The sequence below is a fragment of the Bacillus sp. YP1 genome (genome assembly GCF_000877815.1).
Classification (GTDB): domain Bacteria; phylum Bacillota; class Bacilli; order Bacillales; family Bacillaceae; genus Bacillus; species Bacillus subtilis.
This window is the reverse complement of record NZ_CP010014.1, coordinates 3,253,956-3,267,639: the sequence shown is the minus strand read 5'-3', so window position 1 is coordinate 3,267,639 and position 13,684 is coordinate 3,253,956. Positions and strand designations below refer to the sequence as shown.

General features: G+C 40.4%; 19 protein-coding genes. All 19 read left to right on the top strand.

The window, feature by feature from the left end:
• The first annotated feature begins 22 nt into the window (after positions 1-22).
• On the top strand, positions 23-868 hold the full coding sequence (locus QF06_RS16125) for a DegV family protein (protein WP_003227986.1): 846 nt from the start codon (positions 23-25) through the stop codon (positions 866-868).
• A 105-nt stretch (positions 869-973) separates the two neighbouring features.
• Positions 974-2,365 (top strand): ATP-dependent helicase ComFA, encoded by a 1,392-nt coding sequence (gene comFA, locus QF06_RS16120; protein WP_041850475.1) that lies wholly within the window; start codon positions 974-976, stop codon positions 2,363-2,365.
• Between the two features lie 59 nt (positions 2,366-2,424).
• Entirely contained in the window at positions 2,425-2,721 is a 297-nt protein-coding gene (comFB, locus tag QF06_RS16115) for a late competence protein ComFB (RefSeq protein ID WP_003227989.1), read from the top strand.
• Complete coding sequence (comFC, locus tag QF06_RS16110; RefSeq protein ID WP_014481051.1) at positions 2,685-3,407, top strand: comF operon protein ComFC; 723 nt, start codon at positions 2,685-2,687, stop codon at positions 3,405-3,407. The genes comFB and comFC overlap by 37 nt, the downstream gene beginning before the upstream one ends.
• Before the next feature lie 73 nt (positions 3,408-3,480).
• Positions 3,481-3,900, top strand: a complete 420-nt coding sequence (locus QF06_RS16105) for a TIGR03826 family flagellar region protein (protein ID WP_003227995.1) — start codon at positions 3,481-3,483, stop codon at positions 3,898-3,900.
• A gap of 80 nt (positions 3,901-3,980) precedes the next feature.
• Positions 3,981-4,247 (top strand): flagellar biosynthesis anti-sigma factor FlgM, encoded by a 267-nt coding sequence (gene flgM, locus QF06_RS16100; protein ID WP_014481049.1) that lies wholly within the window; start codon positions 3,981-3,983, stop codon positions 4,245-4,247.
• 15 nt (positions 4,248-4,262) lie between these two features.
• Positions 4,263-4,745 (top strand): flagellar protein FlgN, encoded by a 483-nt coding sequence (gene flgN, locus QF06_RS16095; RefSeq protein ID WP_014481048.1) that lies wholly within the window; start codon positions 4,263-4,265, stop codon positions 4,743-4,745.
• Positions 4,746-4,763: 18 nt separating this feature from the next.
• Positions 4,764-6,287 (top strand): flagellar hook-associated protein FlgK, encoded by a 1,524-nt coding sequence (gene flgK / locus QF06_RS16090; protein WP_003228001.1) that lies wholly within the window; start codon positions 4,764-4,766, stop codon positions 6,285-6,287.
• A gap of 10 nt (positions 6,288-6,297) precedes the next feature.
• Complete coding sequence (flgL, locus tag QF06_RS16085) at positions 6,298-7,194, top strand: flagellar hook-associated protein FlgL (RefSeq protein ID WP_015714797.1); 897 nt, start codon at positions 6,298-6,300, stop codon at positions 7,192-7,194.
• A 46-nt stretch (positions 7,195-7,240) separates the two neighbouring features.
• Complete coding sequence (locus tag QF06_RS16080; protein WP_041850476.1) at positions 7,241-7,816, top strand: DUF6470 family protein; 576 nt, start codon at positions 7,241-7,243, stop codon at positions 7,814-7,816.
• Positions 7,817-7,836: 20 nt separating this feature from the next.
• Positions 7,837-8,268: a flagellar assembly protein FliW gene (gene fliW / locus QF06_RS16075; protein ID WP_003228007.1), complete on the top strand. Its 432-nt coding sequence runs from the start codon at positions 7,837-7,839 to the stop codon at positions 8,266-8,268.
• On the top strand, positions 8,262-8,486 hold the full coding sequence (gene csrA, locus QF06_RS16070; RefSeq protein ID WP_033884178.1) for a carbon storage regulator CsrA: 225 nt from the start codon (positions 8,262-8,264) through the stop codon (positions 8,484-8,486). The genes fliW and csrA overlap by 7 nt, the downstream gene beginning before the upstream one ends.
• A gap of 144 nt (positions 8,487-8,630) precedes the next feature.
• Positions 8,631-9,545: a flagellin Hag gene (gene hag, locus QF06_RS16065; protein ID WP_003228021.1), complete on the top strand. Its 915-nt coding sequence runs from the start codon at positions 8,631-8,633 to the stop codon at positions 9,543-9,545.
• A gap of 232 nt (positions 9,546-9,777) precedes the next feature.
• On the top strand, positions 9,778-10,107 hold the full coding sequence (flaG, locus tag QF06_RS16060; RefSeq protein WP_009968250.1) for a flagellar protein FlaG: 330 nt from the start codon (positions 9,778-9,780) through the stop codon (positions 10,105-10,107).
• 17 nt (positions 10,108-10,124) lie between these two features.
• On the top strand, positions 10,125-11,621 hold the full coding sequence (locus QF06_RS16055) for a flagellar hook-associated protein 2 (RefSeq protein ID WP_014478123.1): 1,497 nt from the start codon (positions 10,125-10,127) through the stop codon (positions 11,619-11,621).
• 21 nt (positions 11,622-11,642) lie between these two features.
• Complete coding sequence (gene fliS, locus QF06_RS16050) at positions 11,643-12,044, top strand: flagellar export chaperone FliS (RefSeq protein WP_003243747.1); 402 nt, start codon at positions 11,643-11,645, stop codon at positions 12,042-12,044.
• A complete protein-coding gene (gene fliT, locus QF06_RS16045; protein ID WP_003242603.1) occupies positions 12,041-12,382 on the top strand; it encodes a flagella biosynthesis regulatory protein FliT in 342 nt (113 codons plus the stop codon). Before fliS ends, fliT begins: the two co-directional genes overlap by 4 nt.
• Positions 12,383-12,391: 9 nt before the next feature.
• Positions 12,392-12,769 (top strand): DUF8042 domain-containing protein, encoded by a 378-nt coding sequence (locus tag QF06_RS16040; protein ID WP_032726950.1) that lies wholly within the window; start codon positions 12,392-12,394, stop codon positions 12,767-12,769.
• 190 nt (positions 12,770-12,959) lie between these two features.
• Positions 12,960-13,529: a ribosome hibernation promotion factor gene (gene hpf, locus QF06_RS16035; RefSeq protein WP_003228031.1), complete on the top strand. Its 570-nt coding sequence runs from the start codon at positions 12,960-12,962 to the stop codon at positions 13,527-13,529.
• The last annotated feature ends 155 nt before the right edge of the window (positions 13,530-13,684 follow it).

Below are 13,684 nucleotides of genomic sequence, written 5' to 3'. Positions count from 1 at the left end.
CAATAAGGCAGGTATCGAAGCTATGAATATTGCAGTCGTAACAGACAGCACGGCATATATTCCGAAAGAAATGCGTGAACAACATCAGATACATATGATCCCTCTCCAGGTTGTTTTTGGGGAGGAGACTTACCGTGAAGAAATTGAGTTGGACTGGAAAAGCTTTTACGAAGAAGTGAAAAAACATAATGAGCTCCCGACGACTTCTCAGCCGCCAATCGGCGAGTTGGTTGCGCTATATGAAGAGCTTGGCAAGTCTTATGATGCGGTTATCAGTATCCATCTTTCCAGCGGGATCAGCGGAACATTCAGCAGTGCAGCAGCGGCTGATTCGATGGTCGACAATATTGATGTGTATCCATTTGACTCAGAGATCAGTTGCTTGGCTCAAGGCTTTTATGCCCTTAAAGCTGCTGAATTAATCAAAAACGGAGCATCATCGCCGGAAGATATTATAAAAGAACTGGAAGAAATGAAAAAAACAGTTCGTGCTTATTTTATGGTAGATGACTTAGCTCATCTTCAGCGCGGCGGGCGATTAAGCAGCGCCCAAGCCTTCATTGGTAGTCTTCTAAAGGTAAAGCCTATCCTTCATTTTGACAATAAGGTAATTGTGCCTTTTGAGAAGATTCGCACACGTAAAAAAGCAATTTCGCGAATTTATGAGCTTTTAGACGAAGATGCGAGTAAAGGGTTGCCTATGCGAGCTGCTGTTATCCACGCTAATCGAGAGGAAGAAGCAGCGAAAATCATTGAAGAGCTTTCTGCAAAATATCCTCATGTTGAATTTTATAACAGCTATTTTGGCGCGGTAATCGGCACTCATTTGGGTGAAGGTGCGTTAGGAATTTGCTGGTGTTTTAAATAAGGCCAAATCTCCGTTTTTAGAGCGGAGATTTTTTTATATTCTTATTTTAATAGTTGGACAGAAAATATTCATTCAGGCATACTGTCTCGAAAGGAGGCGTGCTATGTGAATGTGCCAGTTGAAAAAAACAGTTCCTTTTCTAGAGAATTGCAGCAGACGCTTCGAAGCCGTCATTTGCTCAGAACTGAGCTCTCATTTTCCGATGAGATGATTGAATGGCATATCAAGAATGGATATATCACTGCTGAAAATTCTATATCCATAAATAAACGGGGATATAGATGTAATAGGTGCGGCCAAACTGATCAGCGGTATTATTCTTTTTATCACTCATCTGGAAAGAATAAGCTGTATTGCCGTTCCTGTGTCATGATGGGCAGAGTGAGTGAGGAGGTTCCTTTATATTCATGGGAAGAGGAAAATGCACCAAACTGGAAGTCAATTAAACTGACATGGGACGGCAAGCTTTCAAGCGGACAGCAAAAAGCCGCCAATGTTTTAATTGAAGCAATATCAAAAAAAGAAGAGCTCCTCATCTGGGCGGTTTGCGGCGCTGGCAAAACAGAAATGCTGTTTCCTGGTATAGAATCAGCGTTAAATCAAGGACTGCGTGTATGTATTGCAACACCTCGCACCGATGTTGTATTAGAGCTTGCTCCAAGGCTCAAGGCTGCCTTTCAGGGTGCTGACATTTCAGCGCTTTACGGAGGAAGCGATGACAAAGGGCGGCTATCTCCGCTTATGATTTCCACTACGCATCAGCTTTTGCGATATAAAGATGCAATCGATGTTATGATCATTGATGAAGTTGACGCTTTTCCATATTCTGCTGATCAAACCCTTCAATTCGCTGTTCAAAAAGCAAGAAAGAAAAACAGCACCATCGTTTATTTAAGTGCAACACCTCCTAAAGAATTAAAAAGAAAAGCACTGAACGGACAGTTACATTCAGTTCGCATCCCCGCAAGACACCACCGGAAACCTTTACCCGAACCGCGCTTTGTATGGTGTGGAAACTGGAAGAAGAAATTAAACCGAAATAAAATTCCGCCAGCGGTGAAAAGATGGATAGAGTTTCATGTAAAAGAAGGGAGGCCTGTTTTTTTATTCGTTCCTTCCGTTTCTATTCTGGAAAAGGCTGCTGCGTGCTTTAGAGGTGTTCATTGCCGAACCGCATCTGTGCACGCGGAAGACAAGCATAGAAAGGAGAAAGTGCAGCAATTCAGAGATGGTCAGCTCGATCTATTAATCACAACAACAATACTGGAAAGAGGCGTCACAGTCCCCAAGGTGCAAACGGGTGTACTAGGAGCGGAATCACCTATCTTTACGGAAAGTGCACTTGTTCAAATTGCAGGAAGAACCGGCCGGCATAAAGAATATGCGGACGGCGATGTCATTTTCTTTCACTTCGGCAAAACAAAGAGTATGCTCGATGCAAGAAAGCATATAAAAGAAATGAATGAATTGGCAGCAAAAGTTGAATGTACAGACTAGCCATTATTTGAAAACGTGGTACAGTATACTCATATAACCGATGATGAGGAGCTGTAAAAATGCTTGTCAATTCAAAAGAAATCGTAATGAAAGAACTGCTCGACCGATATATGGACCAGCTTCATATGGCCTGTACTTGCCAAGTATGCCAAAACGATGTATTGGCACTTTCTTTAAACAAAGTGAGTCCATCCTACGTTACTGATTTTAAAAAGATCGCATATACGAAAGCTGAGCTGGTAGATAAACAAAAAAACACAGCAATGCTTGTCATTTTGGCTGAATCTGCTGCCGTAGTTTCAGAGAGTCCAAGCGATTTATGTCAAACGAAGCAGGAGGAGGCATTCATAAACTGATCTGTTTATTATGTGATTCGCAATTTTCTCAAGATGTTACATGGAGAGCCCTTTTTTTACTAAAGCCTGATGAAAAGGTTTGTTATTCTTGCAGAAGCAAATTAAAGAAAATCACAGGACATATCTGCCCCCTGTGCGGCAGACCTCAATCTGTTCATGCCGTATGCAGGGATTGCGAGGTGTGGAGAACAAGGATCAGAGACAGTTTGCTATTGCGTCAAAACCGTTCAGTTTACACATATAATGATATGATGAAAGAAACGCTCTCCCGTTTTAAATTTAGAGGAGATGCAGAAATCATAAATGCATTTAAAAGTGATTTTTCTTCAACCTTTTCTAAGGTTTACCCCGATAAGCATTTTGTTCTTGTACCTATTCCGCTGAGCAAGGAACGGGAAGAAGAGCGCGGATTTAACCAGGCACAGCTCTTGGCAGAATGTTTAGACCGGCCTTCCCACCATCCCCTCATTCGCCTGAATAATGAGAAACAGTCAAAGAAAAAGAAAACAGAACGCCTGCTGTCAGAGCGCATTTTTGATACAAAAAATAATTCAGCAGAAGGTATGAATATCATTTTAATAGACGATCTTTATACAACAGGCGCCACCTTGCACTTCGCAGCCCGCTGCTTATTAGAAAAAGGAAAAGCCGCTTCAGTGTCATCTTTTACCTTGATCAGAAGCTAAATGATTCTGTTTTTATGCCGATATAATCACTAGAAATTGACACAGGCATATTATCTAATAAGGAGAAAAAAAGATGGGAGAACTGGCTAATTGTCCGAAATGCAATGCTTTATTTTTAAAAACAAAGCTGCAAACCGTATGTCAGGCGTGTATTAAGGAAGAAGAAAAATCATTTGAGACTGTCTATAAATTTTTAAGAAAACAGGAAAACCGGCAATCAACTTTGAGCCGGATAACTGAGGAAACAGGTGTGGAAGAAGAGCTGATATTGAAATTCATCAGGCAGAAGCGAATTCAGATCACTCATCTTCCTAATTTGGCATACCCTTGTGAAAGGTGCGGGACATCGATTAGAGAAGGCAAGTTCTGCAAGGCTTGCCAGTCCGATATTAAGGATCAAATGGATCATTTGAACCACGAAGATGCTCTGAAAATCGAGAAAGAAAATAGTAAAAAAGACACATACTATGCCTATAATACCAAAAACAGCTGATTCCCTAAACTAACTGAAAACGCAGTCGATAAAAGGGTTAAGATTGTTTAAAGACTGCAACGGAAAGCGAGAGGAATCCTATGAAAATCAATCAATTTGGAACACAATCCGTTAATCCATATCAAAAAAATTATGATAAGCAAGCGGTGCAAAAAACTGCTGCACAGCCTCAAGATAAAATTGAAATTTCATCACAGGCTAAAGAAATGCAACATGCATCCGACGCAGTCACTGGTTCACGACAGGAAAAAATTGCGCAGCTTAAAGCGCAAATTGAAAACGGGTCATACAAAGTAGACGCAAATCATATCGCGAAAAATATAATTAATTTTTATAAAAAGCAGTAAAAAAGGAGAAAGCCCATGTCAGCGAAGGCAATTATTGAACAATTGAAGCGACTTTGCGTTCTGCATGAGCACCTGCTCACGCTGTCTGAAGAAAAGACGGAAGCGCTCAAAGCCGGCAAAACAAAAGAGCTTTCTAACATTTTGACAAAAGAGCAAAAATATATTCAAGCAATCACGCAGACAGAAGATGACCGGATCAAAACAACTTCGGCCTTTCTCGGATATAGCGAAAATAATACTATTTCCGCATGTATCGCCAAAACCTCAGGCAGTGAAAAGGAAGAGCTGGAACAATTATACGAATCTCTTTCTCAAGTTCTCGGACGTCTGAAAAAAGTAAATGAGATGAATAGGCAGCTGACAAGAGACGCGCTGCAATTCATCTCTATTTCGTACGATATGCTGGTTCCTAAGGAAAATAACTTCAATTACAGCAAATCAATTAAAGCTGAGCTGCCGAAAAGCAGCCAAATGAAACTGTTTGATTCAAAAGCTTAGCAGAAAGGAATTCAGAAAATGACATCTACCTTTATGGGGCTTGAAACTGCAAGGCGGGCGTTAAGCGCTCAGCAGGCAGCGTTAAGCACTACTGCAAATAACGTGGCAAATGCCAATACTGATGGTTATACAAGACAGCGGGTCTCATTGGAGGCAACTGACTATTTCCCTGCTGTATCTAAAAATGCAGAAAAAACAGCGGGACAAATGGGTACGGGCGTTCAAGGAAAATCAGTTGAGAGAATAAGAGATATCTTTCTTGACTACCAATACCGTCTTCAAAACAACAGTGCCGGATACTATGACACGAAGGCAAAAGCGCTGTCCCAAATGGAAGGCGTTTTAAATGAAACGGATGACAGCGGCTTGAACAGTGTGCTCAATTCGTTTTGGAATTCCCTGCAGGAATTATCGAATAATACAAATGAAGAAAGTGCACGTTCTGTTGTTGCTCGAAAAGGACAAGCTGTAGCTGAAACGTTTAATTATATTTCTGAATCACTTACAAATGTCCAATCGAATTTAAAAGCAGAGCTAAATACAACTGTGTTGGATGTCAATTCTCTGCTTTCTCAATTAAACAGTTTAAATAAGCAAATTGCACAGGTAGAGCCGGTCGGGCTTCTTCCGAATGGCTTATATGACCAGCGAGATTTGCTGATCGATAAATTATCCTCAATGGTTGATATCAAAGTCAGCTACAACAAATCAGGCGGGAATGCACTTGCATCTGCTGAAGGAACTGTATCAATTGAAATCCTTGATAAAAATAAACAGTCGCTAGGAACTGTTTTGGACGGTAAAAATTACGAGGTTTCAGAACTTGCAGCCAACTATGATAATGAAACTGGGTTAGTATCAAGTATTTCAATCGGGGATACAGCTGTGCAGGCGGAGTCCTTTAGCAGCAAGGGATCCCTTTTAGGATTTATAGAGTCTTATGGGTATATAACAGCAGATGGCCAAGAAAAGGGCGTATACCCGGAAATGCTTTCTGATCTTGACAATATGGCGCTTGAATTCGCGAAAGCTTTCAATGAAGTGCACAGAAATGGTGTGACAAAGAGCGGTGAACAAGGCGGAGACTTTTTTGATTTTACTGGCGGTGAAACTGAACCTGCCAAGGGCGCGGCGGGCAAGATCAAAGTGGCTGACAGCATAATAGATTCAAAAGGCGCAAACATTGCTTTCTCACTTACTGGTGCAGCCAACGATAACGCAAATGCTACAAAATTAGCAAATGTTTTAACAGGTAAAATAACCATTAACGGTAAAGAAACTAGTGTTTTAGATTATTATGCGGGTCTGATTGGCGAGCTAGGGATCGAAGCTCAAGAGGCTAATCGACTGGCGTCTAATACAGAAACACAGCTAAATGATGCTGACATAAACCGTCAGCAAATGAGCGCAGTTTCTTTAGACGAAGAAATGACGAATATGATTCAATTCCAACACGCATACAATGCAGCTGCAAGAATGGTGACTTTACAAGACGAATTACTTGATAAAGTGATCAACGGCATGGGTGTTGGAGGAAGGTAGGTAGAGTCACATGAGAGTAACACAAGGCATGATACAGCAAAACTCACTGAGATATATCGGTTCGAGCTACTCGAAGCTGGATAAACTCCAGTCGCAGATTTCTTCAGGGAAAAAAATCTCAAAAGCTTCCGACGATCCTGTAGTAGCAATGAAAAGCTTAAAGTATAATACGCAACTGTCTCAAGTGCAGCAGTACAAAAGCAATGCTTCTCAAGCCTTTACCTGGCTCGAAAACACAGAAACAAACATTACAGAAGGAATTGACATCCTGTCAAAGGTCAGAGAATTAGCGGTTGAAGCTCAAAATGATACAAACGGCGAGTCGGAGCGGCAAGCGATTGGCGTAGAGGTAAAGCAGTTAAAGGAACAGCTTTTAAATATTGCGAATACACAAGTGAACGGCAGATATATCTTTAATGGCACAAATTCAGATAAGCCTCCGGTTACAGATAACGGAGACGGAACTTATACAATTTCTGATACAGCTGATGTCGTAGTCAATATATCAAATAATATGTCATTGAAAGTGAATTCAGATCCAAAGTCAGCTTTTGGAGGCACTTCTGAAAGCGGGCAGAATGTATTTGAAATGCTTGATTCTTTTGAGAAAGCACTAAATTCTGGTTCGCTAGATGGCATGGACAGTGTTTTAGATGATATTGATCATTTTTCTGACGGCATGAGTGCTGAACGATCTGATCTTGGAGCGAGATATAATCGTCTTGAACTGGTTAATACAAGACTGTCAGCGCAAGAAGAAACAGCTACCAAAGTGTTATCAGACAATGAAGATGTAGAACTGGAAGAAGTAATAACTGAATTTATTGCGCAGCAAAGTGTGCACAGGGCTACTCTGGCCGTTAATGCGCAAATTGTTCAGCCTACATTGATTGACTTTTTAAAGTAAGCGGCTCTTAGGAGTTCGCTTTTTTTATAGTTCAGGAGGTAGAGTGATGCAGATTCCCAGATTGATTATGCATAGTGTTCAAGGAAAAATTGGTTTAACAACGACGCCTGCCAGCTTAAAAATGGAGCAGCCTCAAGCTGATCTAGAGATCGAACAGCCGAGTGCGGAAATGGAAATATCGGTGACACCTGGAAAACTCACGATTGACCAGACACAAGCATGGGAAGAATTAGACAGAAAGCATGTTTTCAAGAGAATTGAAGAAGCCGCCCAACAAGGGCATGAGGATGTAATGGAGGGAATAGCGCGCACTGCAGAAGAAGGCGACGAGCTTATGAGAATTGAAACTAAAGGGAACCCAATCGCTTCACAAGCAAGGAGGAACTCTGAAATGCACCAAATTCAATTAGGTGAAAATTATGCTCCTTCTCTATCTAGGGTGAAAATACAATATACTCCGTCACAGCTTGACGTTCAGATTACGCCGCGAAAGCCTGTTATTCAGGCTGAGCCGCATAAGCCAATTGTTGAATATACGCCAGGAAATGTTAAGGTTGACATGCTCCAATACCCTGATTTAAATATAGATGTAGAATACCCGAAAGAATCACCCGAAAAGTAAAAAGAAAAGGATCGTGAACAATGATCATTCATACGAAGTACCATGGCCAAATGAACATAAAAGAAGAACAAATCATTCTTTTTGAAAGCGGGATTCCAGGCTTTTTAGAAGAAAAACAATTTGTCATACTTCCGCTTTCAGAAGACTCTCCATTCGTGGCACTGCAGTCCGTCACTTCAGAAAATCTTGCGTTCATCGTTGTAAGTCCGTTTATCTTTTTTAAGAATTATGAATTTGACCTTGATGAATCAACTGCTGAACTTTTGGATATCGATAATATTCAAGACGTAGAAGTCATGACAATATTGACCATGGCAGAGCCATTCGAAAAATCTACTGCTAATTTATTGGCTCCCATTATTGTGAATCGCAAGAACATGATGGCTAAGCAAGTCGTTTTACACGACTCCTCATATACGACAAAGCATCCGATTGGAGGAGAATCATGCTAGTTTTATCGCGGAAAATAAGCGAAGCGATTCAAATAGGTGCTGATATTGAAGTAAAAGTGATTGCGGTTGAGGGGGATCAAGTGAAGCTTGGAATTGACGCCCCAAAGCATATTGATATTCACAGGAAAGAAATTTACTTGACCATTCAGGAAGAAAATAACCGTGCAGCAGCGTTATCCAGCGATGTGATCTCGGCATTATCCTCACAAAAAAAGTGAGGATTTTTTTATTTTTGTATTAACAAAATCAGAGACAATCCGATATTAATGATGTAGCCGGGAGGAGGCGCAAAAGACTCCGCCAGTTACAAAATAAGGGCACAAGGACGTGCCTTAACAACATATTCAAGGAGGAACAAAACAATGAGAATTAACCACAATATCGCAGCACTTAACACACTAAACCGTTTGTCTTCAAACAACAGTGCGAGCCAAAAGAACATGGAGAAACTTTCTTCAGGTCTTCGTATCAACCGTGCGGGAGATGACGCAGCTGGTCTTGCGATCTCTGAAAAAATGAGAGGACAAATCAGAGGTCTTGAAATGGCTTCTAAAAACTCTCAAGACGGAATCTCTCTTATCCAAACAGCTGAGGGTGCATTAACTGAAACTCATGCGATCCTTCAACGTGTTCGTGAGCTAGTTGTTCAAGCTGGAAACACTGGAACTCAGGACAAAGCAACTGATTTGCAATCTATTCAAGATGAAATTTCAGCTTTAACAGATGAAATCGATGGTATTTCAAATCGTACAGAATTCAATGGTAAGAAATTGCTCGATGGCACTTACAAAGTTGACACAGCTACTCCTGCAAATCAAAAGAACTTGGTATTCCAAATCGGAGCAAATGCTACACAGCAAATCTCTGTAAATATTGAGGATATGGGTGCTGACGCTCTTGGAATTAAAGAAGCTGATGGTTCAATTGCAGCTCTTCATTCAGTTAATGATCTTGACGTAACAAAATTCGCAGATAATGCAGCAGATACAGCTGATATCGGTTTCGATGCTCAATTGAAAGTTGTTGATGAAGCTATCAACCAAGTTTCTTCTCAACGCGCTAAGCTTGGTGCGGTACAAAATCGTCTAGAGCACACAATTAACAACTTAAGCGCTTCTGGTGAAAACTTGACAGCTGCTGAGTCTCGTATCCGTGACGTTGACATGGCTAAAGAGATGAGCGAATTCACAAAGAACAACATTCTTTCTCAGGCTTCTCAAGCTATGCTTGCTCAAGCAAACCAACAGCCGCAAAACGTACTTCAATTATTACGTTAATTGTAAAAAAGACCTTGGCAACGCCAAGGTCTTTTATTTAATATTTCTAGCTCCGAATACTTCCCCCTTGCTGTCTCTAACTCGTGGTATAATAATCGGATTCTCCGCAAATTTATTAAGTATATTTCCGAACAAGAAATCTAAAACAGATCAGTTTTTTTCCAAAAATATGTGTAATCTTATCTCGACTTAGTCGATATAAACGATAGATTGGGGCATAGGGGATGATCAATTGAACATTGAAAGGCTCACTACGTTACAACCTGTTTGGGATCGTTATGATACTCAAATACATAATCAGAAAGATAATGATAACGAGGTTCCTGTTCATCAAGTTTCATATACCAATCTTGCTGAAATGGTGGGGGAAATGAACAAGCTTTTGGAACCTTCGCAAGTTCATCTGAAGTTCGAGCTTCATGACAAGTTAAATGAATACTATGTAAAGGTAATAGAAGACTCTACAAATGAAGTGATCCGCGAAATTCCACCAAAACGGTGGCTTGATTTTTATGCGGCTATGACTGAATTTCTTGGGTTATTTGTAGATGAAAAAAAGTAGAATAGGAGTGGTTTGAAATGGTCACGAGAATAACAGGTCTGGCGTCAGGAATGGATATAGATGATATCGTATCAAAGCTGATGCAGACAGAAAGAGCGCCGCTTGATAAGCTAACACAAAAAAAGCAGACTCTTGAATGGCAGCGTGACAGCTATCGTGAAGTAAACTCAAAAATAAAAGAATTGCAAGATTATATGTCTAAAAATACGTTGACATATCCGAGCACGTATCAGAGCAAAACTGTGACAAGCTCTAATGAGTCTGTGTTAACTGCTACAGGAAGCGTAAGTGCGCCGAATTCTTCGTCTACTGTTGAAGTGGCGAGCTTGGCAACCGCAGCAACGTATAAGGCAAACAATTATACGGGATACACACAAGGCGATCACAATTTGGCATTTAACGTTGTTGCGCCTGGCGAAACAACGGCAAAAACAGTGAACATTAGTGTGACGAGTGCCGATACGATTGATAATGTGATTTCTAAACTTAACAGCTCAGATCTAGGAGTATCAGCATTTAAAGATAAAATTTGGAATGGTACAGAGTACGTAGAAACGATTGCGTTTTCTTCTAAAGCAACGGGTGCAGGAGGCAGTATACAGGCGGCAGACTCTGCTACAGCGGACTTTATGTCCGGTCAGCTTGGTTTTTCTTTGGATGCTGATAATAAGCTCACTGCTTACAAAGAAGGCACAAATGCCAAAGTCACAATCAACGGCTTTGAAATGGAGAAGCTGACAAACAATTTCACGGTGAATGGTGTTACCTACTCGATTAAAAATACAACTGCAGCCACAGGCCCTGTTACCACATCTGTTTCTACTGATGTTGACGGAATTTATAACCAAATCAAAGAGTTTGTAGATAAATACAATGAACTGGTTGACAGCCTGAATGAAAAGCTGAAAGAAGAAAAATACCGAGACTATACGCCGCTCACGAGTGAACAAAAAGAAGCCATGTCCGATAAAGAGGTAGAGCTATGGGAGGAGAAGGCGAAAAGCGGTTTGCTTAGAAATGATTCCAGCATCAGCACCGGCACGAACCAAATGCGGACTGACTTTTATACTCAAGTTAATGCTGATGGGAAAACCTATCAATTAACTGAATTTGGCATCACAACTTCAAGTGCTTACCAACTGCGAGGGCACTTAGAGATTAACGAAGAGAAATTGAAAGCAAAAATAGCAGAAGATCCTCAAGGAGTTGCTAATCTTTTTACAAGTGGAACAAATGATAGTAACTATAGCGATAAAGGTATTATGAAGCGGATTACTAATACACTTAGAAGTACGGTGAAAAGCATTGAAGCAAAAGCTGGGAACTCGACAATGGGAGCTAGTAGCTATTCCATTGGAAAAAATTTAAACTCGATAAGTACTGAAATAACTGATATGCAGGACAGATTGAATACCATAGAAAACCGCTATTATTCAAAATTCAGTGCAATGGATTCTGCGATTCAAAAAATGAACGAACAAGCGTCCTATTTATCACAGCTTCTTGTACAATAAATGTAATTTGGAGGATGACACATGGCGATCCAAAATCCTTATACAGCCTATCAGCAAAATTCAGTGAATACGGCTACACCCGGTGAACTGACGCTTATGCTGTATAATGGCTGTTTGAAATTTATAAGACTTGCCGCTCAGGCCATTGAGAATGATGATATGGAACGTAAAAATGAAAATCTGATTAAAGCGCAAAATATTATTCAGGAATTAAATTTTACACTTAACCGTAACATAGAGCTTTCCGCTTCTATGGGTGCGATGTACGATTATATGTATCGCAGATTGGTACAGGCAAATATCAAAAATGATACGGGCATGCTGGCTGAGGTTGAAGGTTATGTAACAGATTTTCGCGATGCTTGGAAACAAGCCATTCAAAGTGAACGGAAGGACCGGCACGGATCAGGCGGGATCGCATGAATAATATAGATCAACTATACACTGAGACGAAGAGTATGCTGTCACACATACAAAATACGCCGGAAAGCGATGAACTTTTAAAGCAAATTGAAGACTTTGTGGCTACACGGTCTGAACTGATTCAGGAGATATCTCTGCCGCTTTCAGAAGAAGAGCGAAAGCAGATGAAACTTATTTTGACATGGGATCAGCTGATTGTGAAGGAAATGGAAAGACTGAAGCAGTCAATCGCAACAGAACTTCAGCAGATGAAAAGAAAACGTGTGATGCATACGACGTATTTAAACCCTTATAACAACATTACGATTGACGGCACATATTATGACAAGCGTAAATAGGTGAGTGCCTTGAAGAGCATTGAAGATTATACGCTTTTATCAGCTTATTATCATCTTCTTTTTACCATCGAAGAGGGGTTGTGTTATTTGATAGAGGCTGAAGAGAATTTATCAAAAACAGAAGGGGATCGGATCTACCAAGATCTGATCCAAGCCTTTTTTTATTTGGATTCAACACATTCAACACTTCTCTTCATTATGGATTCGCGGTGTGCTGAAATTTGTGTGAAAGCATTTGACCAAATTTTTGCGGAGTTTGATCAATTGGTCTCTTTCTCTTTTCCCTCTCATGAGTTCTGTGAGTATTTAAAGGAACATTTTCTGATTCAGTATAGAAAATGGATGCTGTCTATTCATCAATGTATGGAACCCTTTTTAATCAATTAGGCGTGTGTGAGGTATTTGTTTCGTTCAATCAGCATATACATATACCTCCGAACCGCCAATAACAGAGCAAATACAAACAAAATTCGACAAAGTTCACTGAATTTTCACAAAAGATTTATGTTTCAGCAGGAATTGTAAAGGGTAAAAGAGAAATAGATACATATCCTTAATAAAAGGGAGGCGTTCTTTGATGAACTATAACATCAGAGGAGAAAATATTGAAGTGACACCCGCGTTAAAGGATCATGTCGAGAGGAAGATCGGCAAGCTGGAGCGCTATTTTGACCATAGCGTGGATGCTGATGTGAACGTCAACTTGAAGTTTTACAATGACAAGGAGTCTAAGGTTGAGGTTACGATTCCGATGACAGATCTGGCGCTTCGGTCCGAGGTGCATAACGAGGATATGTACAACGCAATTGATCTCGCAACAAACAAACTGGAACGTCAAATCCGTAAGCATAAAACGAAAGTAAACCGTAAATTCCGTGAGCAGGGCTCTCCAAAATATTTATTGGCAAACGGTCTTGGCTCTGATACAGATATTGCGGTTCAGGATGACATAGAAGAGGAGGAGAGCTTGGATATCGTCCGTCAGAAACGCTTTAATTTAAAGCCGATGGATAGTGAAGAAGCGATCCTGCAAATGAATATGCTCGGCCATAATTTCTTTGTTTTCACAAATGCGGAAACAAACCTTACAAATGTCGTGTACCGCAGAAATGACGGGAAATATGGCTTAATTGAACCGACTGAATAATGAAGAGAAGCCTTCCGTGATGTCCGCGGAAGGTTTTTGTTTTTCTTATTTGCAAATTCTTTGGAAATAACAAAAGGTATGATATGATAATGAGAGGTATACATGGACTAGTAAATTATTTATACATGCCTTTAAAATAGGCATGTGATGATAGA

Coding starts and splice junctions, on each gene's coding strand:
- flgM (WP_014481049.1), top strand. CDS start 3,981: ATGAAAATCAATCAATTTGGAACACAATCCGTTAATCCATATCAAAAA.
- flgK (WP_003228001.1), top strand. CDS start 4,764: ATGACATCTACCTTTATGGGGCTTGAAACTGCAAGGCGGGCGTTAAGC.
- csrA (WP_033884178.1), top strand. CDS start 8,262: ATGCTAGTTTTATCGCGGAAAATAAGCGAAGCGATTCAAATAGGTGCT.
- hag (WP_003228021.1), top strand. CDS start 8,631: ATGAGAATTAACCACAATATCGCAGCACTTAACACACTAAACCGTTTG.
- QF06_RS16080 (WP_041850476.1), top strand. CDS start 7,241: ATGCAGATTCCCAGATTGATTATGCATAGTGTTCAAGGAAAAATTGGT.
- QF06_RS16125 (WP_003227986.1), top strand. CDS start 23: ATGAATATTGCAGTCGTAACAGACAGCACGGCATATATTCCGAAAGAA.
- comFC (WP_014481051.1), top strand. CDS start 2,685: ATGTCAAACGAAGCAGGAGGAGGCATTCATAAACTGATCTGTTTATTA.
- fliS (WP_003243747.1), top strand. CDS start 11,643: ATGGCGATCCAAAATCCTTATACAGCCTATCAGCAAAATTCAGTGAAT.
- flgN (WP_014481048.1), top strand. CDS start 4,263: ATGTCAGCGAAGGCAATTATTGAACAATTGAAGCGACTTTGCGTTCTG.
- QF06_RS16105 (WP_003227995.1), top strand. CDS start 3,481: ATGGGAGAACTGGCTAATTGTCCGAAATGCAATGCTTTATTTTTAAAA.
- fliW (WP_003228007.1), top strand. CDS start 7,837: ATGATCATTCATACGAAGTACCATGGCCAAATGAACATAAAAGAAGAA.
- comFB (WP_003227989.1), top strand. CDS start 2,425: ATGCTTGTCAATTCAAAAGAAATCGTAATGAAAGAACTGCTCGACCGA.
- QF06_RS16055 (WP_014478123.1), top strand. CDS start 10,125: ATGGTCACGAGAATAACAGGTCTGGCGTCAGGAATGGATATAGATGAT.
- flgL (WP_015714797.1), top strand. CDS start 6,298: ATGAGAGTAACACAAGGCATGATACAGCAAAACTCACTGAGATATATC.
- fliT (WP_003242603.1), top strand. CDS start 12,041: ATGAATAATATAGATCAACTATACACTGAGACGAAGAGTATGCTGTCA.
- hpf (WP_003228031.1), top strand. CDS start 12,960: ATGAACTATAACATCAGAGGAGAAAATATTGAAGTGACACCCGCGTTA.